This is a genomic window from Pseudoalteromonas sp. 19-MNA-CIBAN-0066 (assembly GCF_040308705.1).
Taxonomy (GTDB): domain Bacteria; phylum Pseudomonadota; class Gammaproteobacteria; order Enterobacterales; family Alteromonadaceae; genus Pseudoalteromonas; species Pseudoalteromonas nigrifaciens.
Genome location: NZ_JBEONZ010000015.1, coordinates 57637 through 82943, shown reverse-complemented (window position 1 = coordinate 82943; position 25307 = coordinate 57637). Strand labels below are relative to the sequence as shown.

Sequence of the window (25307 nt, the reverse complement as noted above, 5' to 3'; positions counted from 1 at the left end):
GGGCATTAGCTCAGTTGGTAGAGCAGTTGACTTTTAATCAATTGGTCGATGGTTCAAATCCATCATGCCCCACCATTTTTAGACAATCCCTTCTTAATAGCGTCTTTTTAAAACTTCAACTTTTTATTTATAAACACCTTGAGCAGATAGCTGTTATTTAGCTTTATATTCTCGTATAATTCATCGTAATTAATGCAATATAGATGAAGTGGTCGAGAACATGAGTCTAGCTCAAACTATTATGCCTGAAGGCTATATTTTCCCTCCTAAGCCAGCACCGTTAACACAAAACGAACAAGGCGAATACAAAGCACGTATAAAGCAACTACTGCAAGAAAAAAATGCCGTATTAGTTGCCCATTACTATACCGATCCTGAAATACAAGCACTAGCCGAAGAAACCGGCGGCTGCGTTGCCGACTCGCTAGAAATGGCGCGTTTTGGTACACGCCACGATGCCGACATGATCATTGTAGCGGGTGTGCGTTTTATGGGTGAAACCGCAAAAATATTAACGCCTAACAAAACCGTGGTTATGCCAACGCTCGAAGCGACTTGTTCGTTAGACATAGGTTGCCCGGTAGATGAATTCTCAGCGTTTTGCGATCAGCACCCCGACCGCACAGTAGTAGTGTATGCAAATACTTCTACCGCAGTAAAAGCGCGTGCAGATTGGATTGTAACCTCATCGTGTGCACTGGAAATTGTTGAGCACTTAGATGAACTAGGTGAAAAAATAATTTGGGGCCCAGACAAGCACCTAGGTAGCTATATTCAAAAGAATACCGGAGCTGATATGATCATGTGGAATGGTGCATGTATCGTTCATGACGAGTTTAAAACTAAAGCTCTAAAAGACATGAAAGCGCTGCACCCAGATGCGGGCGTACTCGTACACCCAGAGTCGCCAGAGGAAATTGTTGCCCTTGCTGATGCAGTTGGTTCAACCAGCCAGTTAATAAAAGCAGCGCAAACAATGAGCAACAAAAAGTTTATTGTAGCAACTGACCGCGGTATTTTTTATAAAATGCAGCAACTATGCCCAGACAAAGAATTCTTCGCTGCTCCAACAGCCGGTGAAGGCGCTTCATGTAAAACATGTGCGCATTGCCCTTGGATGGCAATGAACGGCTTAAAAGCGATTGAAGAAGCTCTGATAGACCCCAAAGGTAAAGAAGTGTTTGTTGACATGGACTTACGCGAAGGCGCACTTAAATCACTTAACCGCATGCTTGATTTTACCGCCACAATGGCAAAGTAAAGTTAACGAATATAAAAACGCACGTTAAGTTAACGCTTAAAAAACGGTTATGCCACCCGCATAGCCGTTTTTTGTGCACAGCATAAAAAATATGAATGATAAGTGAGCAGTTAAAAGCTCAAAACTAAAAATGCCTTGCACCTATGGCGGCTATTTCATACTATAGCGCGCTTGTTGCACTACCTAGTATGTAGCAACGCCGTGGAGGGATGGCTGAGTGGCTGAAGGCGCACGCCTGGAAAGTGTGTTTAGGTTAATCCCTAACGAGGGTTCGAATCCCTCTCCCTCCACCATTATTCAATATTAGGACGTCTTATGACGTCCTTTTTGTGCCTGTAATAAAATTATATATGTTATTAAAAGCCAGTGGGTTAATCCAACTGACTTTTTAGTTTTATTATTTAACCGTAGTTAATACAATTAACGGCGTACGTCTTTTGGTGCGCCGCCTTCAGGCCAGTCGTTTGCTTTAGCGGCAAATGCTGGGCGTGCTAGGTGGCTAAAGTAAAATGCAATATCAACGGCTTCTTTGTCAGTTAAAATACCTTCTTGGCCAAGTGGCATGTTGCCTTTTATAAATGCAGCTGCGGTATAAGTACGTGCCATACCTGCGCCGTCGTTAAATGAGTTATCGCCTGCTACTGCTGGGAACATATAAGTGCCACTAGGGTATAAACCTTTGGCGTCCATTTGATGGCAGCTTGCACAGTGCTGCGCATACAGTGTTTTGCCATTTTCTGCGTTTGGCTCTAGGTCTTTGTTAATTGCTATAAAACCATTATTACTTTTTAAGTCATCTTTCGTTTTTATATCTTGCGATAAAAAGTTCATGTAGCTGACCATAGCTTGCATTTGTGTAGAGTCGGTTATTAATGGTTGGCCGTTCATTGAGCGTTGAAAACAGCCATTAATACGATCTTCAATAGTGTTTATTTTAGCATTACGGCTACGAAACTTAGGATAAACCACGTTCATACCTACATAAGGGGCTGCGTTAGCTACGCGGCCTTCGTTTAGGTGGCAAGAACTACAGTTTAGTTTGTTATTAACGTTTTCGGGTAATTGGCGGTAGGTATCGATAACTAATAAACGCCCGTAACGAATTAAATCAGATTCAGGGCTATTGTCTAAATCGTTAATATTTGGCGTTGGTAAGGTGTTTGGGTGGCTTGCTGATAGGTTAGTAATTACTGGTGCATTGCTTAGCGCTTTTTGTATATCTGATTGTGGTTCGGCCGTTGCTTTTGTAGTAATGCTAGTTGCATTTTGGCTGGTTGCTTTTTCAACAGCAGTGGTTTTAGCGGTTGTTTGTTTAGCTGGTTCAGGTACTGGCTCAGAGCAAGCAAATAGCGCTAAGATAGCGCTTAAAATAGTAATGTGACGGAGTGTAAACATAATTTGACCCTAGGGTATAAAAGTGTGTGGATTATACGCCTGAAAAACCATTTTCCTATTGCTTTAAATCGGTTTGCCGACGTTATTTGGCTAAAAGTTAGCGATTAAAAAAACCATAATTTATTGTATTTAAAAATATAGTTAATAATTATTTAAAATGTATATTTTATTTTAATATTTAGGGCGTGTTGGTCATTAATAGTTACAATATTATGCTATTTAGCGGGCGATTTAATTGGACGGAAATTTATAGCTTAGTAATATAAAGCGAGGATTTAATAAGGGCCGCAATTGTAAAGGGGGTGTATAAAACAGTAAAACCATTATTTGAGCATGGCTTTACTGTTTTGAGGGAAAGTGCTTAATATTTTTTCTTTGGCATTTTTAATTGTGTATCAAACTCATCCGGAAACAGTATAGTGCCGTCGTCGTCTTCGGTTGGAAAAACGGCAATAAGTAAGTCGTCGTCTTCTAAGCCGGGTGTCCAGCGGTTTATCCAATCTTGTGTGGGAATAGCTTTAGGCGTACAACCTTCCCATTCGCCAGTGGCCCATGCTTGTGCAAACTCGCGAGTTGGCCATACGGGTACGCAGTCGTCATCTTCGTTGGTGAGCATAACGCAGCCATCGTCATCGTTTAAAATCCATACTTGTTTAAATTGCTGTGTGGTTTCAAACATAAAAGCGAGTCGTTTTTTGGCACCAAGGCCTAAAATTACGTCGTGTTGTTCTGTGTTATTTGCTGTTGTCATAATTTGCTTACTCTAAGTTTATGGCTTGGTATTAAGTGTAAGTATATCGAGTTATATGACAGTGTGGTGAAAAGTTATTATTTAATTTACCCTATATAGATCTAATTTACGGCTCTGTAAGTATAAGTTTTATTATTAATTTGAGCGTTCATTCAAAAATACCCTTGAATGTTTACCAAATGGCCGCATTTACACACCATACTTGCTATTTAGGTTGAGCATTTAGTGCTTAGCCATTCCCACACAAAGGATCCACAATGTCGATTGATTTACTTGCCCCGTATAAATTAAACAGCACAATTGAGCTTAAAAACCGCGTATTAATGGCGCCGTTAACGCGCAGTATGGCTGATGATAACCTAATGCCAACCCAAGCTATGGTTGACTACTACGCGCGCCGTGCAGATACAGGGTTAATTATTAGCGAAGCGACAATTATTCGCCCAGACGCGCAAGGCTATCCTAATACGCCGGGTTTATTTACTAGTGAGCAAATTCAGGGCTGGAAAAAAGTAACCGACGCAGTACATACCAATGGCGGCAAAATATTTGCCCAGCTTTGGCATGTTGGCCGTGTTGCTCACCCACACTTTTTTGATGGCGATGTACTTGCGCCATCAGCAATTGGTGTAGAAGGGACAGTTCCGCGCATGCGTGAGCTTACTTACATTACGCCAAAAGCGGCAACCACAGATGATATTAAAAGCTTAGTAGCCGATTACGCAAAAGCAGCCGAAAACGCAATAGAAGCAGGCTTCGATGGCATAGAAATTCACGGTGCTAACGGTTATTTAATTGATCAGTTTTTACATTATGCAGCAAATGAGCGCAATGATGAATACGGCCAAACGCCTGAGAACATGGCGCGTTTTGCGCTTGAAGTAACCGACGCAGTTATTGCTGTCGTTGGAAACGAACGTACCGCTATTCGTGTAACGCCGGGTGCTTATTTTAATATGACCGAGGATAGCCGCGACAAAGCCGTATTTGATTATTTGTTAGCTGAATTAGACACAAAAGATCTTGCTTACTTACATGGTGGAATTTTTGACGACAGCATGCGTTTTGACTCGCTTGAAGGCAAAAATACCTCTGAATTTTTACGCGCAGGCTACAAAGGTACGTTAGTAGGTGTGGGTAGCTATAGTTTTGAAACAGCAAAAGAGGCGATTAACGACGCTAAGTTTGACTTAATTGCCATTGGTCGCCCACTTATTGCAAACCCAGACTACATAAGCAAAATTAGTAATAATCAACCGCTGGTAGAATACAATGCCGATATGCTTAGCGAGCTGGTGTAACTATTAGTTTTATAATTATTTAAAACGATTTTTAAGACAACCCATAAGCTTACTTTTGGGTTGTCTTTTTTTGTACATATTCCTGCCATAAATTTCCCATATTTGTTTAATTTTTATGTAAATAAAGTTCATCCCCGTTGTCATATTTAAAACTCATACTGCTCCCGTTTTCATAATAATTAATTTTTAATAATTAAAACTAAACGGGACAACAATGTACGCTTTAAAAAACAAATCGCTTTTGAGTATGGCTATAGCCATGGCTGTATCAACATCTGTTTATGCAAACGACAAAACTATAGAAGAAATAACCGTAGTCGCTAAGCCTACCAGCTACGCTAACAACGTTATTGAGCCTGCAATGCTTGAGCAACAAAGTTCGGTAGCAAGTATATTGTCGGTGATTGATAATTTACCGGGTATTAGCATAAACGAAGGTGATGCATTTGGTGGTGACGACTGGTCTACCACAATTACAATGCGTGGTTTTAGTATAGACGGTAACCAACAGCAATTAGGGATGACAGTAGATGGCATACCCAATGGTGGCTCTAATTACGGTGGCGGCGCTAAAGCTAACCGTTACCTAGACAGCGAAAACCTGGCTACAGTTGAAGTAGGCCAAGGTACGTCTGATATTAAATCGGCATCGCTGGAAGCGCTAGGCGGTACATTTAATTTTGTAAGTAAAGATCCCAGTCTCGAAAAAGGCACTACGTTTGCCTATACATCGGGCAGCCACGACGCCTCGCGTTATTATATTAAGCACGAAACAGGCACTGTTTTTGATAATACCCAAGCATACGTAAGCTACTCGCAAACCGACACCAGCCGTTGGATTGGCTCGGGAAGTAATGGCGGTAAAGACAATCAACATGCTGAGCTTAAGTTTGTATCTAATTTTAACGATTTAACCCTAACCGGACGTTTATCTTACGACGATGTAAGCGAAACTAACTACAACAGCGTGAGTATTGAGCAATTTGAGCAAACCCCCAATTGGGATCAATTAACGTGGAACTGGACAGGGGTTCCGCACTTTGATCAAATGTTTGCTGAAGGTTGGGGGACGCTACGTAAAAACACCTTAGGTTATTTAAAATTTGAATATGCAATTTCGCCCACATCACTATTAACGATTAGCCCTTATTATCATAAAAACTCGGGGCGAGGGGATTGGATCCCACCTTATTTAACAACCCCGGTTGATGAAAACGGCGAGCCAACAACACAAGGCGGTACTAATGCTGGCTCGTATGGTTTTGCTGATAGCGAGGGTAACCCGCTTGCACCTAACCCAGGCTGTACAGCAAGCTTAAATTGGCCGTGGGAGTCGGGGCCTGGTTTAAATCCGGCCTGTTACGACGATACAGCAACGCCCGTTATGTCTTATCGTCATACTCATTACAAAAAAGATCGTTTAGGCGTAACCGCTAACTACCAAGCAACGTTTGGTGATCACGATATTGAGGCTGGTTTTTGGTATGAGCAAAGCGAGCGAGAAGAGTCGCGTGATTGGCACAAAGTAATTGATGCGCGTATTTTTCATCATTTTGAAAACACTCCTTACTGGACTCAGTACAAAAATACCTTTGATACAGATACGTTCAAATGGTACATCCAAGACTTTATTAACTTAGGCGATTTAACCTTAAATATTGGCGCTAAACAGTATTTAGTTGAGTTACAAAAGTACGACCACTTTGCTAACGAAAGCTCAGCTAAAGTAGACAGCGACTCTGATGTGTTATTTAGTGGCGGCGCGCTGTATCAGTTAAATAACGATACCGAATTATTTGCAAGTTACAGCGAAAACTTTGCTGCAATTAAAGACGGGGTGCTAGAGCGCGACAGTTCAACACTGACTGAAATAGAACCAGAAACAGCGAAAAACATTGATTTTGGGGTACGCTACCAAGCCGATAACTTAACGCTTAGCGCAACGGCCTACAGCGTTAAGTTTGATAACCGCATTACCTTTATTGCACCTGGCAGTGATTCAGGCGGAATTGACTACACTATTGGCACTAATGGCTCATACATAAATGTAGGGGGCATCGATTCTAAGGGGTTAGAGCTTTCTGCCAGTTATAGGCTCACACCAAGCTGGAGTGTTTATTCGTCGTATACCAATAGCAGCTCTGAATATTCATCTGATGATCCAAATGCATATGACTCGCAAGGTGTATTACTACAAGATAATGAGGGTAACACTGCAGCGCCAAGCTTTAAAAAAGGCGATAGCTTAATAGATACAGCAGAAGATTTATTGGTTGTATCTACCGATTACTTTAGTGACGGCTTTCGTGTTGGTTTGTCGGCTAAATACACCGGTGAGCGCTTAGGTGCATGGCAAGACGAAGGTACGCGAGCACGTAATAAAGTAGACGGCTACACGGTACTCGACTTTAATGCCGGCTACTCAACCGATGTAAATGCAGGGCCATTTGAAGCCATTGATCTCTCGTTTGTGGTTTATAACATAACCGATAAAAGCTACTTAGCAGGTGGTACAGGCAATGGGGAAACTTACTTTATTGGTGCGCCTCGTACAGCCGCGGTTACCTTTACTGCAGATTTTTAAGTCGTAATGTAAATTATTTTAAGCCCATTATTAATGGGCTTTTTGTTATAAAAATAGTCAGGTAACAAGATGAAAACGATTTTAAAAGTAAGTGTATTTAGTTTAATTGCCTTAGCGAGCGACTTTGCAGCGGCAGTACAAAAAACGCCATCAAACGTCGTGTTGGTAACGCTTGACGGTGTACGCTGGCAAGAGGTGTTTAGTGGTGCAGATAAAAGCCTGATTAATAATTCCAATTTTGTTAAAAAGCCAGAGCAGTTAAATACAGAGTTTTGGCATAACAGCCCGGCAAAACGCCAGCAACTGCTGATGCCATTTATTACTCAGGTTGTCGCTAAGCAAGGGGTAATAATGGGTAATAGAGCACAAGGCTCTAATATGTCGGTAAGTAACCCGTGGTATTTTTCGTATCCCGGTTATAACGAAATACTTAGCGGTGAGGTAGATGAAGGTATTAATAGCAACGATAAAATCCCTAACCCAAATCACACTATATTAGAGCGTTTGGAGCGCCAACCCGCGTTTAAAAATAACACCGCCTTATTTGGTAGCTGGGATGTATTTCCTTCAATACTTAATACTGAGCGCAGTAAGGTATATGTTAACGCCGGATTTATGCCAATTGAGGAGGATTTATTTGAAAATGCGCCACTTTTAAATGCCATGCAAAATGAAATTCCGAGCCCTTGGAGCAATGTACGATTAGACAGTTTTACTTATCGGTTTGCTAAGGCGTATATGTTAGCTAAAAAACCAAAATTATTAGTAATAAGTTTAGGAGAGACCGACGACTTTGCTCACGATGGTGATTACCACGCGTATTTAAAATCGGCAAAACAAAGTGATGCTTTTATAGCTGATTTATGGAATACCATTCAAACAACACCGGGTTATAAAAATAACACTACCCTCATTATTACCACAGATCATGGCCGTGGTAGTAACGCAAGCGACTGGCAGCATCACAGTTCAAAACGCGCCTTAGCAGCACTGCATTTAGGCGAAAATAAGTTTCCCGAGGGCATTATAGGCTCCGAACATATTTGGCTTGCCGCGATTGGCCCTGCAATAAAAGGCCAAGGCTTAGTTAAAACAACTACTGAGCTAAAACAAACGCAAATTGCCGCAACAGTGTTAAAGGCGCTTGGGCAAAATCCAAAGCAGATAAATTCGAATATGGCACCGGCGATTAATGAGATTGTAAAATGAAAATAATAACCGCGGTAGTATTAACCAACTTACTTGTAAGCTTTAGTGCTTTGAGTGCTCCCTCTAAAATATTATTTGGCTCGTGCGGGCATCAAGATAAAAGCATTCCTATATTCGATGCTATAAACAAAGAGCAGAGCGATTTATTTATATTTTTAGGTGACAATATTTATGGCGACACTAATAATATGAGCGTACTTGCTAATAAATATCAGCGTTTAGGGGCAAAGCCCGGTTTTAAAACACTAAAAGCACAAACGCCTATTATAGCCATGTGGGATGACCACGATTATGGCCAAAACGATGCAGGTAAAGAGTATCCGCATAAAGAAGAGTCGCGGCAAATTATGCTCGATTTTTGGCAAGAACCTGCAAACTCACCACGACGCACTCGCCCCGATGGTATTTATACCTCGTATACGTATGGTGAAGGTGAGCAAACTGTGCAGGTGATTATGCCAGATTTGCGCTGGAACCGAGATGCGTTAAACGCAGTAAGTAAGTTGGAGTACGACACTAAGCGCAAACTAAATAATCAAGGCCCGTATAGCCCAAGTCATGTTAAAGGCGCGTCAATGCTTGGTGAGGCGCAGTGGCAATGGCTTGAACAAGAGCTTAAAAAGCCCGCGGCTATAAAGCTAATTGCCTCAAGCTTACAGCTACTTCCCGATTTTACAGGGTGGGAGTCGTGGGCTAATTTCCCCGACGATCGAAAGCGTTTATTTACACTGATCAAAAAGCATAAAGTAAACGGCGTAGTTATTATTAGCGGCGATACCCACTGGGGCGAAATTTCACAGTATAAGCACAACCTTGACTACCCACTAATAGAAATGACCAGTTCTGGCCTAACCGAAAAATGGAAAAATGTAAGCCCTAACACACACCGAATAGGGGACTTTACCCACCAGGTTAATTACGGCGATTTAAGCATAGACTGGCAACAAGCCGACCCGTCAATTTCATTACAGCTCAAAGATATTGATGGTAAAGCAATAATGCAAAGTCAGTTTAAACTCTCAAGCATTAGCCCTTATTAGTTATCGCCCTTATAAAACGCACAGTAAATAGCATCACTACTGTGCGTATAAAATTTAACTAACCCGCTGATTTATTAAAGCCAATTTGCGCTAATCGCTACCCCTGTAATTGAAAATATCTTACACTCGTTTTATCTCAAGCAAGGACAGGTAAGTATGCTCAATATTATTCAATCAAACCGTATGGAAGCACTGCAAGCGCAGTTTCATCAGTTATTAAAAACCAACCCATTAGCAAGCCCATTCGACAAAGAAGTGGTACTGGTGCAGTCACCGGGTATGTCGCAGTGGCTAAAAATTGGTTTGAGCGAAAACTTAGGTGTAGCGGCGCAGGTGGATTTTCCGCTGCCTTCGAGCTTTATTTGGCAGTTGTATCAGCAACTTTTACCAAATGTACCTAAAGAGTCGGCGTTTAATAAACCCAACCTTGCATGGAAACTGTTTGCTATTTTACCAAGCTGTATTGATGAGCCGCTGTATTTACCGCTAAAAACCTATTTAGAGGGCGATATTGACGGCCAAAAAACCTTTGCCTTGTGTGAAAAAATAGCCGACGTGTACGACCAATATTTAATGTACCGCCCGCATTGGATAGCCACATGGGATAGCGGTACAGATGAACTTGATGATGTTGATGTAACCATTGCCCCGTGGCAACCTGATTTATGGCGACGCATTGTACAGTTAAGCCAAGAGCTTGGGCAAAGTCAGTTTCATCGCGCGAATATGCAAGGACAACTGCTGGCAGCGCTTGAGACAATGGACAACAGCTTATTACCACAACGCATTAGTTTATTTGGTATATCGGCCATTGCCAGCTCGCAGCTTGAAGTATTTACAGCGCTGAGTGAAAAAACCGAGGTGTTTTTATTCTTTTTTAATCCCAGTGAGCATTATTGGGGCGATATTATTGATGAAAAAACCGCCGCTAAAATAAGTGCAAAATACGCCAAAATGCCGCTGGTGGAAGCGCAGCAAAAAAAGCAAACTAATCCCGATGAAGAATACTACTTTATAGGCAACCCACTGCTATCCTCGTGGGGTAAATTAGGTCGCGACTACTTTGAGCAGCTAGTACAGCTAGACGCCCGTTGGATTGATGGCTTTATTGATGTGTTTGACGACACCTTACTTGGGCAAATACAAAGTGAAATTTATCAGCTAGCGTTTAAAGGTGAGTCACTGACCGATAACAAAGAGTGGTTTATAAACAACGAAGGTAAATTGCCTATAAGTGCAACCGACACCAGTATTACGCTAAGCGATTGCCATACACCGCTTCGAGAAGTTGAGCGCCTGCACGACTACTTACTTAATTTATTTAATCAAAACCCTGCGCTTACCCCCAAAGACATAATAGTAATGATGCCCGATGTAGGCACTTACAGCCCGTACATTGAAGCCGTTTTTGGTGGCGCACAAGGCAGCCGCTTTATTCCTTACGCACTTGCCGATTTAGCCATAGAGCAAGAAAAACCCGTACTTAGCTCATTTGCGAGTTTAGCTAATTTACCGTTTTCGCGCTTTGGTGTGTCGGATATTCTCGATTTATTACAAGTGACACAAATAGCCGAAAAATTTGGCCTGGAGGCACACGAGTACGAGCAAATTCAATATTGGCTGGAACGTGTTGGCGTTAAATGGGGTATAAATGCCGATCATAAAAGCAGCTTTGATTTACCCGCTATCGATTTAAATACCTGGCAACACGGGCTTAACCGTTTATTACTAGGTATTGCGATGCGCGACGAGCAATGCCCGTTTAACGGCATTTATAGCGCCGATGAAGTAGAAGGCATGGCGCTTGATACGCTTAATAAGCTAGTGCATTTTATTGATGTGCTACAAAGCTTTAAAGAGCAATTAACGCCCGACGATACGCTTACCAACAAAGCGCATGTTTTAAGCGAGTTGCTTAGTGCAATTTACGAGAGCGAAAGCGACGACAGCTGGGATTTATTGGTGCTGCAAAACGTGCTCGAAGAGTTACAAAAGCATCATAATAATGGCGACTACAGCAAAGCGGTATCGCAGCGTATTGTTAGTTACTTAATTAAACAAGGCATTCAAGAAAAAGGCGTAGGGCAGCGGTTTTTAGTGGGGCAAGTTAACTTTTGTACCCTAATGCCAATGCGCGCCGTGCCATTTAAAGTGGTGTGTATGCTGGGTTTGAATGATGCCGACTACCCGCGTAACGTACAGCCGATTGGTTTTGACTTAGTGCCTTATTCTAAAAAACAAAAAGGTGACCGATCACGTAAATTAGATGATCGTTACTTATTTTTAGAGGCGCTACTCAGTGCCCGCGATAACTTATACATGAGTTACATTGGTCGCTCGTGTTTTGACAACCAGCCGCGCATGCCATCAACCCTTGTGAGCGAGCTGCTAGAATATATTGGGCGTAGCTTTGCATTAAGCGACGACAGCGAAAAAACACTGCCAGAGTGTTTAATTAGCCAACAGCATTTACAGCCCTTTAATAGCCATTATTATTTAGCCAATGAGCAAGCAAACACTGTGCTGAGCAACCACAGCTATAATCCAATTTGGCTGCCAAGTGAGTCAATAACCCCACAAGTCGTGAGCGCGCTTAATGCAACACCGCCTGAGCAGTTAGAGCTCGATGTGTTTATTCGCAGTGTTTGCAACGCCCAAGAGAGTTTTTATCAACAAAGTTTAGGGTTGCGATTACCGCAATTTAACGAAGTAGTAAAAGACGAAGAGCCCTTTAGCCTAGATGCATTGCGCCGCTATTTTTACCTTGATGAAATACTCGAAGCCAACATTAATGAGCTGCCACTTAGTACAGAACAAATATTGCAACGCGGCGAACTACCACAAGCCAACGTAGGTAGCTTAATATTTGAGAGTATGCAGCACCGAGTAGACGCATTGGCAGGGCAAGTGAAAGAGCAAATTAAAGGGGGCAAAAGCGACCCTATAGAGGTAGCCCTTAAACTAGAAAACACTAAAATAGAAGGCTGGTTAAACCATATTTATTTGCAAAAACAAGTGTTTTATCGCAGCGCTAGTATAAAAGCGAAAGATTTAATTAAAGGCTTTATTTATCACCTAGTAGCGCAAAGTATGGAGCAACAAGTAGAAACGCTAATACTTGGGCTTGATAAACAAGTTACCTTTGCGCCAATAAGTAAAACCGATGCCGATGCATTGTTACTTGATTGGTTTGAGTTATACAAAGCACTGCGCAACGAGCCCGTGGCGTTTTTTCCGGTAAGTGGCTACGAGTACGTAAAAAACGGCGGCGATATAGCAAAAGCCATGAGTAAATTTAGCCCGCAATACATAGGGCGAGGCGAGGGCGAAAACCCCTATATTCGCTTAACGGTACAATCGCTTAACGATTGCCAAGACGAGTTTATACAGTGGAGCGATAAATTACTCGCCCCGTTATTTGCACACGCTAAGGAGAGTGACCATGCAAGCGCTTAATCCACTTACTATGCCACTAACAGGGCAAAGCTTAATTGAAGCCAGTGCCGGTACGGGTAAAACGTATACAATTACTGGCCTATATTTACGTTACTTATTGGGAATGCAAATAGCCGATGATGCAAACTCGCTATTAAATAAGCCGCTAAGCGTTGAGCAAATACTGGTGGTAACTTTTACCGATGCTGCCACGCAAGAAATTAAAGACCGCGTGCGTAATCGCATTATCACCGCGCGCGATGCACTTCTTGGGCAAGACCCAAGAGATGAGCTTATAGCAGGAGTTATAGCTGCCGTTGATGATAAACACCGCGCCTTTGATTTACTCGATGCAGCGGCTAAATCGATGGACGAAGCGGCTATTTTTACCATTCATGGCTTTTGTCAGCGCATGCTAAAACAACACGCGTTTGAGTCGGGTGTGGCGTTTAACTTAGAGTTTATTTTGGATGAGCGCGACATATTGCTCGAAACCATTAAAGATTTTTGGCGCGCCTTTGTATATCCACTCAATAAAGAAAAAACCGATGCTATTTTAGGCGTGTTTGCCGCGCCAGACGCTTTGTTTGGCAAAGTGTCGAGTATTTTAAATAAAGCGAATGCGCAAATAACCCCGCAAGTAAACTTAGATGATGTATGGCAAGCGCGTGACGAGTACATAATCCGTGTACCTGCATTTAAAAAAGCGGTATTAGAGCAAGAGTTTATAGCTGCGATTAAAGGCTCGGGCTTAAGTGGTTCTAAAACGCCAGGGCGCAAAGGCAGCCTTGCAGCACTTGAAGCCTTTTGTTTAGGCGGCGATTTGTTTTTTGAATTTGGTACTAGCAAGTATTCGTTTGAGGTATGGAGTAGTGAAAACTTAAGCGATATAAGTAACTATAAAAAAAATCAGCCGCTATTTACACATCCGCTATTAACTGAATTTGACCAACTTGCTGCACTTAATAACACCATAAACCAAGGGCTAGCAATTGCTGTAGTGCAGCATGCGGCAAAGTGGGTAAAAGCAGCCGTAATAAAGCGCAAGCAAGAGCAAAGCGTGATCACCCCAGATGATTTACTTAGCAATTTACACAGTGCATTAAATAACGAGCAAGGCAATGTACTTGCGCAAAAAATTGCCCAGTTGTTTCCGGTGGCTATGATAGATGAGTTTCAAGATACCGATCCGATTCAGTACGGTATTTTTAGTAAAATTTACCAGCAAGAGCACACTACACTGGCGATGATTGGCGATCCTAAACAGGCTATTTATGGTTTTAGGGGCGCAGATATTTTTACCTATATTGGTGCCAAAGAAGCGGTGCAAAAACAGCAGCAATTTACGCTAGGTACTAACTTTCGCTCTAGCAGCGATGTAGTAAGCAGCGTAAACAGCTTATTTGGTAAGCACGCTAACAGCTTTATTTATAACGATGCCATACCGTTTAATGCAGTAGCCGCTAAAGGTAAAAAAGCAGACGAATCGTTTTTGATTGACGGACAACCAGCCACTGCGTTTGAATTTTGTGTATTTAGCGACACCGCCGCAGATGAAAAAAACAAGCCGACTGGCAAAGCCATTGGGCAGCAGCATTTAGCCACCTTTTTTGCCAATAAAATAGTCACCTTACTAACGCAGGCCGAGCAAGGGCGTGCCTGTATTGGAGAAAAGCCAGTAAGCGCTGCAGATATTTGTATATTAGTGCGTGACCGTGTTGAGGCGCAAATAATGAAAAAGGCCTTAAGCACCGCTAAAATTGCCAGCGTGTATTTATCGCGCGAGAGTGTGTTTAGCCAAGAGCTTAGTCATCACTTACTTAATTTTTTAACTGCGTTACATGGCCAGTATGATGAGTCGCTATTACGTGGGGTGTTAGCAGGGCCGTTATTTTGTTTAAGCTATAACGAAATATATGCACTGGCAGATGACGAGGCGCAATGGCAAGAGCACTTAAACTTTTTTGCGCAGCTTAGCCATATTTGGAACAAGCAAGGCGCTATGGCAATGCTTGAGCGCTTAATGAGCCACAATCAACTTAGTGCTAAATGGCAAGGCCTAGGCTACAACGTTGAGCGTTGGCTTACCGACTTTAGGCACCTTGGCGAAATACTACAGCAAAAACAAATTGAGCTTGAGGGCACACTGCGTTTACTGCGCTGGTTTGCACAAAAGGTAAGCCAGCAAGATGGCGAAACAGTGCAAGTACGCCTAGAGAGCGACGCTAATTTAGTTAAAATAGTGACTATGCACGCCTCAAAAGGGCTTGAGTATCCGCTGGTATTTATGCCCTTTGCTAGTGGCTACCGCGAAACGAAAGAAGCGCTGTATCATAATAATGGCGCACTAATTTACGATTTAAGTAAAGGGGATGACGCACTGCAAAAAGCAGAGCAAGAGCGCCTTGCCGAAGATTTACGCTTACTGTATGTAGCACTCACTCGCGCGGTACACTTTTGTGCTATTGGTATGTATAACATTGGCCAAGGGCAAAGTAGCCGTTTGGCAATGCAAAGCAGTGCGCTGGGGCATGTGTTATTTGCAGGGCTTGAAATTACAATTAGTCAAATTTGGCGTAACCATTTAGCCGATTTTTGCAGCGAGCATACAGGTATGGATTATCAGCAATTCACCTCAGAGGATTTATTAGCCCAAGGTACTTTAAGCTTTAATAATAGCGCTGATGCTCAGCAAACATTGAGTATAAATAATGTAACAGCCAATATTGAGCGTAATTGGCGAGCAACCAGCTTTAGTGCGCTGAGCTTTAAAAAGCATATCGACCACCTAGCGCCTGGGCGCAGTGATGAAGATCATGAAAAAGATGAGTTTGCCGTACAAGAAGACGAAGCACCTTCTGTGTATAGCTTTCCTAAGGGGGCAAAACCGGGGAGTTGTTTACACGAAATTTTTGAGCAAATAGATTTTACTAGCCCAATAGAGCACCCAGTTAATAAAGAGCACAACTTAGCAGAAGTTATTAAACGCAGCCTAGAAAAGTACCATATTAGTGAACACTGGCAAGATATTACTGAGCAGTGGATATTAGACGTTCTTGCTTGCCCACTGAATGACGATAGCAATGCAAATATTAATACCTCAGGTAATGATACCTCAGCTAATAGCTCTTCAGTTAACAGTAATGGCCTGAGTTTAAGCCAACTAGCGCCAAGTGATTGCCTAGTAGAAATGGAGTTTAACTTACCGCTTAAAAGTTTAAGTGCGCCGCAGCTTAATGAAATTCTTATAAAACATTTTGGTTTTGAGCACAGTAAGCTCGAATTTAGCCATGTAAAAGGGCTGTTAAAAGGTTTTATCGATTTAATATTTTGCCACCAAGGTAAATATTATATTTTAGATTATAAATCTAATTACTTAGGTAGTAACGCTGCTGATTACGAGCACGATATGCTTGAGCAAGCCATGAGTAGCCACCAGTACCATTTACAGTATTTAATTTACACCGTAGCACTGCATCGTTTGCTAAAACAGCGTATAGCTGATTACTCAGTTGAAACTCATTTAGGCGGCGTGTATTACACCTTTTTACGCGGCATGCCAGCTGGGCAAGGTGTGTACTTTAAAAAGCTCACCACTGAGCAAGTGACTATTTTAGATGGTTTGTTTAGCCAAGGAGCCATGTTATGAGTGAACTAAATAATCAACCGGGCCTTTTTGATCAAGAGTTTGAACAAGGGTTAGATCAGGAACTTGAGCTAAATGAGCAAAACCCTACTTTAAGTACAGCAGTGCCTTTACTTACCTATTTACTTAGCGAAAACCGCATTCGCATTGTGGATGTAAAATTAGCTGAAATGCTCAGTAAAAGTAACAGCGATAGCGAAAATACGCACAATGAGATGTTTTATCTGGTGCTATTACTGTGTTTATCGCAGCAAAGCCAGCATAGTTGTTTAACCTTAAGCGAGGTTGATTGGAGTAACCCTTTTAATTTACGCCACAGCGATTTTAGTAAAGCACAGGGGAGCGTGCCAGATAAGCTAAGCCCGTTCAGTGAAGGGTTTAATTATGAGCAGGTGCTTAGCTATTTACAAAACCATACAAGCGTTGGAGCCAATAAACCACTGCAACTGTTTAACCAACGCCTTTACTTTGCGCGCCTTGCCGGATACGAGCAAACATTAGCGAGCCGCTTAATAACAATGAGCGAGCGTACACTTAATATAAATAATGAGTTATTAGCCGCGCTACTTAATGAGTATTTTACACCCGATGCAAACATTGCCACCGATTGGCAAAAAGTAGCCTGTGCTATTGCAGCCACCAAAGGTTTTAGTGTTATTACTGGCGGCCCAGGTACTGGTAAAACGACCACTGTGACTAAGTTACTCGCCATTTTACAGTCGCTTTATAAAACTGCGCCACTGAGTATTAAGCTGGTGGCACCTACAGGTAAAGCTGCAGCGCGTTTAAGCGAATCAATTTTAGGCGCTAAAGATAAGCTCACTAATATACCCGCTGATATTAAAACGTTAATCCCCGAAAGTGCACAAACTATTCACCGGTTATTAGGGGTAAAACCCTTTACCAATAAATTTAGGCACAATAAAGCGAATCCACTGCATTTAGATGTGTTGATTATAGATGAAGCCTCAATGGTCGACTTATCGCTGATGGCAAAACTAATTGAGGCATTACCTGCACATGCACGGTTAATTCTCTTAGGTGATAAAGATCAGCTGGCCTCGGTAGATACCGGCAGCGTAATGAGCGACTTATGCCAAGGGTTAGTACTGGGGCAAACACCTGGTTATTCACCTGCACGATGTGATGAGCTAAATAACTTATGCTTTAACGGCGAGGCTAAGTTAATAGCGCAAAGTAATAGCGCGTTTAAACTTGCCGATTGCATTGCATTTTTACAACACAGCTACCGCTTTGATGCACAAAGTGGTATTGGTCAACTTGCGTTAGCGGTAAATACCAATAACACAGGTGTTTTAAATTACGTTGAGCAAGAAAGTGTTGAGGGGCGTTTTAAGGATGTGATTTTAGATTACGACTTTATAGCTAAACCTATCGAAAAATTGGTTAAAAGCGCTGCAAGTAAATACACACATTACCTTAGTTTAATTGCTCAAGGTGCAAGCGTTGCAGAGGTGCATAAAGCCTTTGCAAGTTATCAGCTACTGGCCGCAGTACGTGAAGGTGATTACGGAGTTAATAGTTTAAATCAGCGTATTGAGCGCGTTTTACAACAACAAGGACTTATTACCCTAAGCCCGAATCAGCGTCATTATACCGGTATGCCAATAATGGTAAGCCAAAACGATTATCAGCTTAAGTTGTTTAATGGCGACATTGGTATTTTAATGCCCGATGAAAGCGGCCAGCTTAAAGCACTATTTATAGACGAGCAGGGGAATCAACGCGCGTTTTCACCAGCACGCTTACCTGCGCACGACAAAGTATATGTAATGACTATACATAAATCACAAGGATCAGAGTTTAGCTACACCGCCATGGTATTGCCGCCGCTAAAACAAGCCCGCATGGGGATAAATAGGCAGTTAGTGTATACCGGCATAACGCGTGCTAAAAATACCTTTGAGCTGGTGGCAGATAAAAAAGTATTGTTACTGGCAATGAATAAAAGTGTGTCTAGGGCATCTGGTTTATATGAGCGTTTAAAGCTTGAATGATTAAGCTTTTAGGTGGGTGCAATAAAAAGGGTTTGCCATGGCAAACCCTTTTTATATATAACCTTTAAGTTAGCTCAGATTAATAGTAACCACTTCTTTGCTGGCATCTTCATCTTGTAAGCTATTAATTGGCACTTTTGGAATATCTGGTTTGTCTAGGGCAATATCGCCACCATCAATTACTTCGCCAGTTTGCAAATTAGTAAAATCAAATAACTGGTTATCTGCTAAATGCGACGGTACAACGTTCTGTATAGCGGTAAAAATACTTTCTATACGACCTGGGTGCTCTGCGTCCCACTTAGCTAACATATCTTTTGTGTGTTTACGCTGTAGGTTTTCTTGCGAGCCACATAAGTTACACGGAATAATAGGGTAGCCCTGTACAAACGCATATTGGCTAATATCGCTTTCTTTACAGTATGCAAGTGGGCGAATAACCATATGTTCACCGTTATCGCTCATTAGCTTAGCTGGCATACTTTTAAGTTTGCCGCCGTAAAACATATTTAAAAATAGGGTTTCTATCATGTCATCGCGATGATGGCCAAGCGCAATTTTAGTTGCACCTAACTCTTTAGCAGTACGGTATAAAATACCCCGGCGCAGGCGCGAACAAAGTGAACAAGTCGTTTTACCTTCAGGAATAATATCGGTCACTATGCTGTAGGTGTCTTCTTCTACAATTTTGTATTCAACATTTAGTTTATCTAGATACTGGGGTAAAACGTGCTCAGGAAAGCCAGGTTGCTTTTGATCTAAGTTAACAACAAATAGCTCAAACTTAATCGGTGCTACACGTTTTAAGTGTTGCAGCATGTCGAGCATAGTGTAGCTATCTTACCCTTATGTGCAATACTTTTATTAAATTGAGCTTTAGCTTGATCTGAATGAGACAATTACGCCCCCTTATTAAACAATACGGCAAAGTTATTTGCTAAAAATAAAGGGGCGCATTATATACTTAAAATGCCCGGTAACAAAATTTAATCTTTTGCGAGTGGGCTTATATAACCATCGGGTTTGAGTGCCAATACATCGCAATCTAGGCTATCAATTACATGCTCTGCAGTATTGCCTACTAAGGCCGCGCTTAAACCAGTACGCCCTACAGTGCCAATAACCACCAACTCGCTGTTTAAACGTTTTGCTACATCGGGAATAACGTCCTCAGGCAAACCCTCTTCAATAAAGCACTGCTCAGGGGGTAAATTAAACTCATCAGCCAGTGCATTAGTAGATTGATGATGATGTTTTTTAACCGACTCGTTATAAATGCCAGGGTTAAACTCAGGTATTTCTATGGCAATATTAATTGGTGTAGCAGGGTAGGCGTTCACCAAGTTTAGTTGGGCGTTGGCCAGTTCTGCTAAAAATTGTGCGTCTTTAATAATACGTTTATTAAGCGCTAAGTGTTGCTCGTTTTCGCTCACTGCATTAACAGCCGCTAAAATGTTGCCATTTGCAGGCCATGCCATTTGTTTTACAAATAAAACCGGAGATGGACATTTTCGTACTAAATGCCAATCGGTTGGGGTGAAAATAACGGCTTTAAGTGTACTGTGTTGATGAGTGCCTTTAATAACAAGGTCAAAGCTTTGCTCAATAACGGTATTAATAATGGCTTCGTACGGGCGATTGTGCCAAACAACTTGTGTATCAATATTAACATTTTGATAAGGCGATACTAAATCTTTTAACCAAAGCTCGCGGTCGTTTAACACGGCTTTGCGCATAGCTTCGCGCTCATCGCCAGAGAGCATAGTGGTCATTTCATAAGAAAAGTCGTAAACCGTCATAAAGGCGGTAATACTCGCACCAGATTTTTTAGCTAAATCAATCGAACGAGCTAAACCGTGCTGGTCGTCTTTGGTGGGGTCAATAACCGCAAGAATGCGTTTAATCGTGTTCATGTGCAAGCTCCATTCACTTTACGGGTGTACCTTGAGTGTAACGTAAATAGAGCACAGTGAAAGGGATAGCACAAATATTATTGTTCTAGATCAAACCATTTAATCGAATGGATTAAATGGTTTGAATATTACAACGTAAGTAGGCTAATTAGCGGGGCTTTACTATTGCAGCTGCTTTGGCCAGTGCATCGTTATCTAAAATAGTAATAAATTTGCCTTCAACTTTTATTAAATCGGCTTTTTGAAAGCGACTCAATAAACGGCTAATTGTTTCAACGGTTAAACCCAAGTAATTGCCAATTTCGCCGCGGGTCATGGTAAAGCGAAATTCTTTACGAGAAAAACCACGCTCACCAAAGCGTTCAGATAAGTTAAAAATAAAGCTGGCTAAGCGTTGCTCGGCAGATTTTTTGTTAAGCAGTAACAGCATTTCTTGGTCATAGGTAATTTCGCTACTCATTAAGCGCATTATTTGTTGGCGTAACTTAGGGAGTCTGCCTGCTAACTCGTCAAGGGTATCAAACGGAATTTCGCATACCATAGATGTTTCTAACGCTTGTGAAAAGCTTTGGTGTATCATTTTACTTATTGCATCAAAACCAACTAAGTCACCGGCTAAATGAAAACCTGTAATTTGCTCATCGCCTTGCTCAGATAAAGTATAAGATTTAAACGAACCCGAACGAACAGCATAAATAGCGTTTAATGGCGCGCCCGACTCAAACAAAAAGTCGCCTTTGTGTAATGGTTTTTTGCGCTCGATTATTTCGTCAAGCTTATCCATTTCTTGACCATTAAGAGAAAAGGGTAGGCATAACTGGCTGATACTGCAGTTATTACAGCTAATAGCACAATTACTTTTAGCACGACCTTGAGAAAAATCCATAAATTCAATCCGTTAAAATTCAAGCCACAATATGATCAATGTTAATGCACAAGCTTATCTGTTGCAATGATCAGTAAATAAATACCATACCAAATTATTACGCTGCCTAATATTATTCGCGTCCAATGGTGATTAAATAGGGTGCTCAGTTTTTTTGCACTAACGCCTATTGTGATCATCGCGGGAAATGTACCGAGTGCAAAACACAGCATTACTAATGCACCATCAAGCGCATTTGCGCTGGTCATGGCCCAAGTAAGTGCTGAATAAACTAAACCACAGGGTAACCAGCCCCATAAAGCGCCGTACCCAAGAGCTTTAAATGGCGAGTTAATCGGCATTAAATATTTATTAAATTTAACTAGGTGTTGCCAAACTAAGGTTTTACCTACTTTTTCGAGCCATTGTAAGGTAGCTGCTAAGCGCATTATATATACCCCTACCAACAACATAAAAATGCCTGCTATAAAAGACAGTGATAATGCAAAAACAGAGTTTTGCGTGGCAAATTTACTGCTAATGCCTGCCACTAATGCGCCTGCAAGCATGTAACTCAGCGCTCGGCCTATATTATAAGCAAAAGAGTAAATGAGAGTTTGGCGTTTATTACTGGCTAATTGCAATGAGCTGGCTATGCCACCACACATTGCAATGCAATGGCCGCTGCCAATTAGGCCCATAAAAAAAGCACTGACAAAAATAGGGTCAATCATTACTTTTGTTATGCTGCTCTTTGTCATCTTCAAACAAGATACTATGGCCTTGTTTATTTAAATCAGAAAATTGCTCGCCTTTTACTGCCCAAAAAAATACTCCTATAGCTATTAGTACAAATAAAATAGCGATAGGAACTAAAATGTAAATTATGCTCATAACTTTAACAGCCTTAATGAGTTGCATATCACAATAATTGAGCTGGTCGACATACCAATAACAGCCATCCAAGGCGCTACCAGCCCCATTGCAGCTAACGGTAATATTGAGCCATTATACAATAAAGACAAAGTTAAGTTTTGTTTAATAATACGCCTAGTTTTTTTGGCAACTATTAATAGGTGCTCGATTGAGGCTAAATCGCTATTGAGCAAAACCACATCGGCGCTATTTTTTGAAATATCGGCCCCAGTTTCCATGGCGATTGATAAGTGCGCGCTGGCAAATACTGGGCTGTCGTTTACCCCATCACCTACCATGGCAACCACTTCACCTTGTGTTGACCATTGCTCAACCGCTGTTTGTTTGTCTTTAGGGCTACAGCCCGATTGCACGCTGTGTAATTTAAGTTTTTTAGCTATACGTTGCCCCGCATCAGACGCATCGCCAGTAAGCATATGACACGTTAACTTATGTGTGTGTAGAGCGTTAATTAACGTACTCGCATCATCTTTTATTTTATCGACAAAGTAAAAAAGGGCAATAGGTTGCTGATTAATATACAAAGTTGCTTGCGCGTTAGTTTTTTTGCTATTAAACCAGCCACTTTTACCAATAGCATAATGAGTGTCGTTGTACTGTGCGCTGATCCCTTTGCCTGGATGTAATTGAATGTCGTTAAGTTTATGCCCTGGTACTTTATATTGGCTAAACGCACGGGCAATTGGGTGCTCTGAATAGCTCTCTAGTTGGGCTGCAATCTCAAGCACTTGATTTTTAGTGTACTCTTCGCTGAGTATATCGACCGCATCTAAGCTAAAGCGTCCTTGGGTTAGCGTGCCGGTTTTATCAAATGCGAATAAAGTGATTTTAGATAGAGTTTCGAGCACATGCGCTTGTTTTATTAAAATACCTTTACGAGTAAGGTTGGCTACCGAACAGGTTAATGCGGTTGGAATAGCTAAACTTAGCGCGCAAGGACACGTAGCCACGAGTACAGAAATAGTGATCCAAAATGCTTGCTCAGGGGCAATTTGATACCAGCCAAATGCGGTTACCGATGCAAATATAAGTAACACAGCCACAAACCACTGAGCAACTTTATCTGTAATTTCTACTAGTTTAGGGCGTTTAGTAAGTGCATTGTGTTGTAGACGAATTATTTGATTTAGCAGCGTGCTTTGACCTATTTTATTGATTTTTATTTCAATAATACCGTCATGATTGACTGTGCCGGCGTAAACACTGTGATTAATAAACTTATTAACCGGCAGGTGCTCTCCGGTCATCATTGATTCATCAACGCTGGTTTTACCTTTAATTAAAATTCCATCGGCAGGAATGGTTTCGCCGGCTTTAATTAGAATAATATCGTTTAATTTAAGTTTTTTAGCGGCAATAATATGTTCTTGGCCATTTGCATCGAGAGTACGGGCGGTTAGTGGCAATAACTTTTGTAAGTTAGCTGTAAATTCACTGGCTTTTAATCGTGCTCTAAATTCTAGGTATTTACCTAATAACAATAAAAAGGTAAACATACATACCGATTCAAAGTACACCTCACCCACTTGCATAAATGTAGCGTAACAACTAGCACCAAATGCACCAAAAATAGCCAGCGAGACAGGTAAATCCATATTGAGTTGTTTTGCTTTTAAGCCATTTATAGCATTAGTTAAAAAGGGCAGTGCGCTATATAAAATAACCGGAGAAGCTAAAACGAGGCTGATCCACCTAAAGTATTCCTCAAAATTACTGTCCATTCCGGAGAACATGCCAAAGTACATAGCAAAGGCAAACATCATCACTTGCATGGTCATTAAACCGGCTACACCTAAGCGGCGAATATAGGCTTTTGCGGTTTGCTGTTTTTGCTGTGCTTCTAAGTCGGACTGAAACGGATAGGCTTTATAGCCAATTTTAGCAAGGCTAGTAATAATTTCGCTCAATGGGGTGGCGGTTTTATCCCATTGCACCATAGCGCGGTTAGTTGAGGTATTAACATCAACACGCTTTACTGTTTTTAAACTGAGTAATTGCTTTTCTATAAGCCATGCACAAGCTGCGCAGGTTATACCTTCTACGCTGAGCAATACTTCTGAGAAGTTGTCATTGGTCGTTATAAATTCGTCTTGAATATCTTCATTGTCGTAGCTTTTAATAAAGGCGAGTTGCTCTGGTACTAACTGCTCTACTTTACCAGCTTGAACGGTACGATATTTATAATAGTCGGTCATACCTTGATCAATAATGTTTTGCGCAACGGCTTGGCAGCCAATGCAACACATTGGCTGAGATTTATTATCAATTACTACGTGTGCGCTAAACCCGTTAGGTACACTTTCAAGGCAATGAAAGCAATTTATAGACATACTAAATACTACTTATAATTAGGCGTAACTAAAACAGCAAGGGTGGTTGGTAAGGTAATGTTTTCTTTTAGCTTCCAGCTACCATCAATAGGCTCAATAAATACCGAATAAGCACCGTCGGTAAACCCGTCAAGTAATGCGGTAAATTCTTGATTAGCATTAGGCGTTAGCGTGGCTTCAAAGTCATGCGCTTTAATTGTACGATGATAAAACGACAGTTTTAATGCATGTATGTTGCTCGTATCGCCTTTGGTAAATTTAAAACCAACGCGCTCACTGGTAACATTCAGCTCGCCATGTAAGTATAAAGCTTTTGCCTTATCAAACTTAGTAAGCTCTAAGTTAATTGCTTTGCCTTTTTTATAGTAGTCATCTACCACCATATCAGGGCCATTGCCTATGGCGGTAAAGAATAAGCTAATGCAGCCAATAATTGCAGCAGAGGGAAAAAAGATTAAAAACCAAGGCCAAAAATTTTTATACCACGGAGTAGGTTGCATAGTTACTCTAAAATAAAATGAAGATGCGGCTATACTATAATAAATATTTGTAAAAGACTAAAAAAAAGCCTCCGAGTGGAGGCTTTTTTGATCTGGATTAATCTATTGAATTTAAAAGATTAA

At 41.4% G+C, this 25307-nt stretch carries 16 protein-coding genes, 1 tRNA gene and 1 pseudogene; 9 read left to right on the top strand and 9 right to left on the bottom strand.

Annotated elements, in window-relative coordinates; genetic code table 11:
• Nucleotides 1-220 precede the first annotated feature (220 nt).
• Together nadA and AAEZ18_RS10565 are read left to right on the top strand one after the other, a co-directional pair.
• Nucleotides 221-1261 carry a quinolinate synthase NadA gene (gene nadA, locus AAEZ18_RS10570; protein ID WP_058373665.1) on the top strand — a complete coding sequence of 347 codons (1041 nt, stop codon included), beginning with the start codon at nt 221-223 and terminating at the stop codon, nt 1259-1261.
• A gap of 203 nt (nt 1262-1464) precedes the next feature.
• Nucleotides 1465-1554 (top strand) — tRNA-Ser (locus AAEZ18_RS10565).
• A 127-nt stretch (nt 1555-1681) separates the two neighbouring features.
• On the opposite strand, the gene AAEZ18_RS10560 is transcribed toward AAEZ18_RS10565, so the two are convergent.
• Nucleotides 1682-2656 carry a c-type cytochrome gene (locus tag AAEZ18_RS10560; RefSeq protein ID WP_350595307.1) on the bottom strand — a complete coding sequence of 325 codons (975 nt, stop codon included), beginning with the start codon at nt 2654-2656 and terminating at the stop codon, nt 1682-1684.
• Nucleotides 2657-3017: 361 nt separating this feature from the next.
• The gene (locus tag AAEZ18_RS10555; protein WP_011328538.1) at nt 3018-3407 is read right to left on the bottom strand and encodes a DUF2750 domain-containing protein; all 390 of its coding nucleotides are present in this window, start codon (nt 3405-3407) and stop codon (nt 3018-3020) included.
• Nucleotides 3408-3664: 257 nt separating this feature from the next.
• Between AAEZ18_RS10555 and AAEZ18_RS10550 the strand changes: the two genes are divergently transcribed.
• The 7 genes from AAEZ18_RS10550 (at nt 3665) to recD (ending at nt 18640) form a co-directional block, all read left to right on the top strand.
• The gene (locus tag AAEZ18_RS10550; protein WP_350595305.1) at nt 3665-4708 is read left to right on the top strand and encodes an alkene reductase; all 1044 of its coding nucleotides are present in this window, start codon (nt 3665-3667) and stop codon (nt 4706-4708) included.
• Between the two features lie 214 nt (nt 4709-4922).
• Complete coding sequence (locus tag AAEZ18_RS10545) at nt 4923-7292, top strand: TonB-dependent receptor domain-containing protein (RefSeq protein ID WP_350595303.1); 2370 nt, start codon at nt 4923-4925, stop codon at nt 7290-7292.
• Between the two features lie 69 nt (nt 7293-7361).
• On the top strand, nt 7362-8501 hold the full coding sequence (locus AAEZ18_RS10540; RefSeq protein WP_350595301.1) for an alkaline phosphatase family protein: 1140 nt from the start codon (nt 7362-7364) through the stop codon (nt 8499-8501).
• Nucleotides 8498-9541, top strand: a complete 1044-nt coding sequence (locus AAEZ18_RS10535; protein WP_089368465.1) for an alkaline phosphatase D family protein — start codon at nt 8498-8500, stop codon at nt 9539-9541. Before AAEZ18_RS10540 ends, AAEZ18_RS10535 begins: the two co-directional genes overlap by 4 nt.
• 156 nt (nt 9542-9697) lie before the next feature.
• Entirely contained in the window at nt 9698-12997 is a 3300-nt protein-coding gene (gene recC, locus AAEZ18_RS10530) for an exodeoxyribonuclease V subunit gamma (RefSeq protein ID WP_350595299.1), read from the top strand.
• A complete protein-coding gene (recB, locus tag AAEZ18_RS10525) occupies nt 12984-16625 on the top strand; it encodes an exodeoxyribonuclease V subunit beta (RefSeq protein ID WP_350595297.1) in 3642 nt (1213 codons plus the stop codon). Before recC ends, recB begins: the two co-directional genes overlap by 14 nt.
• On the top strand, nt 16622-18640 hold the full coding sequence (gene recD, locus AAEZ18_RS10520) for an exodeoxyribonuclease V subunit alpha (RefSeq protein ID WP_350595295.1): 2019 nt from the start codon (nt 16622-16624) through the stop codon (nt 18638-18640). Before recB ends, recD begins: the two co-directional genes overlap by 4 nt.
• Before the next feature lie 69 nt (nt 18641-18709).
• On the opposite strand, the pseudogene ttcA reads toward recD, so the two are convergent.
• The 7 genes and pseudogenes from ttcA to AAEZ18_RS10485 all read right to left on the bottom strand — a co-directional run.
• Nucleotides 18710-19480 (bottom strand): annotated as a pseudogene (ttcA, locus tag AAEZ18_RS10515) (tRNA 2-thiocytidine(32) synthetase TtcA); the annotation flags it as partial.
• 146 nt (nt 19481-19626) lie between these two features.
• A complete protein-coding gene (uspE, locus tag AAEZ18_RS10510) occupies nt 19627-20553 on the bottom strand; it encodes a universal stress protein UspE (RefSeq protein ID WP_086994913.1) in 927 nt (308 codons plus the stop codon).
• 148 nt (nt 20554-20701) lie between these two features.
• The gene (locus AAEZ18_RS10505; protein ID WP_350594854.1) at nt 20702-21439 is read right to left on the bottom strand and encodes an FNR family transcription factor; all 738 of its coding nucleotides are present in this window, start codon (nt 21437-21439) and stop codon (nt 20702-20704) included.
• A 41-nt stretch (nt 21440-21480) separates the two neighbouring features.
• A complete protein-coding gene (locus tag AAEZ18_RS10500) occupies nt 21481-22152 on the bottom strand; it encodes a sulfite exporter TauE/SafE family protein (protein WP_179807964.1) in 672 nt (223 codons plus the stop codon).
• The gene (gene ccoS, locus AAEZ18_RS10495; protein WP_008109812.1) at nt 22145-22312 is read right to left on the bottom strand and encodes a cbb3-type cytochrome oxidase assembly protein CcoS; all 168 of its coding nucleotides are present in this window, start codon (nt 22310-22312) and stop codon (nt 22145-22147) included. Before ccoS ends, AAEZ18_RS10500 begins: the two co-directional genes overlap by 8 nt.
• Complete coding sequence (locus AAEZ18_RS10490) at nt 22309-24684, bottom strand: heavy metal translocating P-type ATPase (RefSeq protein WP_350594856.1); 2376 nt, start codon at nt 24682-24684, stop codon at nt 22309-22311. Before AAEZ18_RS10490 ends, ccoS begins: the two co-directional genes overlap by 4 nt.
• 8 nt (nt 24685-24692) lie before the next feature.
• Nucleotides 24693-25184, bottom strand: coding sequence for a FixH family protein (locus AAEZ18_RS10485; protein WP_011328521.1), 492 nt, complete (start codon nt 25182-25184; stop codon nt 24693-24695).
• Nucleotides 25185-25307: the final 123 nt, after the last annotated feature.

Coding starts and splice junctions, on each gene's coding strand:
- AAEZ18_RS10485 (WP_011328521.1), bottom strand. CDS start 25,184: ATGCAACCTACTCCGTGGTATAAAAATTTTTGGCCTTGGTTTTTAATC.
- AAEZ18_RS10500 (WP_179807964.1), bottom strand. CDS start 22,152: ATGATTGACCCTATTTTTGTCAGTGCTTTTTTTATGGGCCTAATTGGC.
- AAEZ18_RS10535 (WP_089368465.1), top strand. CDS start 8,498: ATGAAAATAATAACCGCGGTAGTATTAACCAACTTACTTGTAAGCTTT.
- recB (WP_350595297.1), top strand. CDS start 12,984: ATGCAAGCGCTTAATCCACTTACTATGCCACTAACAGGGCAAAGCTTA.
- AAEZ18_RS10550 (WP_350595305.1), top strand. CDS start 3,665: ATGTCGATTGATTTACTTGCCCCGTATAAATTAAACAGCACAATTGAG.
- recC (WP_350595299.1), top strand. CDS start 9,698: ATGCTCAATATTATTCAATCAAACCGTATGGAAGCACTGCAAGCGCAG.
- ccoS (WP_008109812.1), bottom strand. CDS start 22,312: ATGAGCATAATTTACATTTTAGTTCCTATCGCTATTTTATTTGTACTA.
- AAEZ18_RS10560 (WP_350595307.1), bottom strand. CDS start 2,656: ATGTTTACACTCCGTCACATTACTATTTTAAGCGCTATCTTAGCGCTA.
- nadA (WP_058373665.1), top strand. CDS start 221: ATGAGTCTAGCTCAAACTATTATGCCTGAAGGCTATATTTTCCCTCCT.
- AAEZ18_RS10555 (WP_011328538.1), bottom strand. CDS start 3,407: ATGACAACAGCAAATAACACAGAACAACACGACGTAATTTTAGGCCTT.
- AAEZ18_RS10540 (WP_350595301.1), top strand. CDS start 7,362: ATGAAAACGATTTTAAAAGTAAGTGTATTTAGTTTAATTGCCTTAGCG.
- AAEZ18_RS10490 (WP_350594856.1), bottom strand. CDS start 24,684: ATGTCTATAAATTGCTTTCATTGCCTTGAAAGTGTACCTAACGGGTTT.
- AAEZ18_RS10505 (WP_350594854.1), bottom strand. CDS start 21,439: ATGGATTTTTCTCAAGGTCGTGCTAAAAGTAATTGTGCTATTAGCTGT.
- AAEZ18_RS10545 (WP_350595303.1), top strand. CDS start 4,923: ATGTACGCTTTAAAAAACAAATCGCTTTTGAGTATGGCTATAGCCATG.
- uspE (WP_086994913.1), bottom strand. CDS start 20,553: ATGAACACGATTAAACGCATTCTTGCGGTTATTGACCCCACCAAAGAC.
- recD (WP_350595295.1), top strand. CDS start 16,622: ATGAGTGAACTAAATAATCAACCGGGCCTTTTTGATCAAGAGTTTGAA.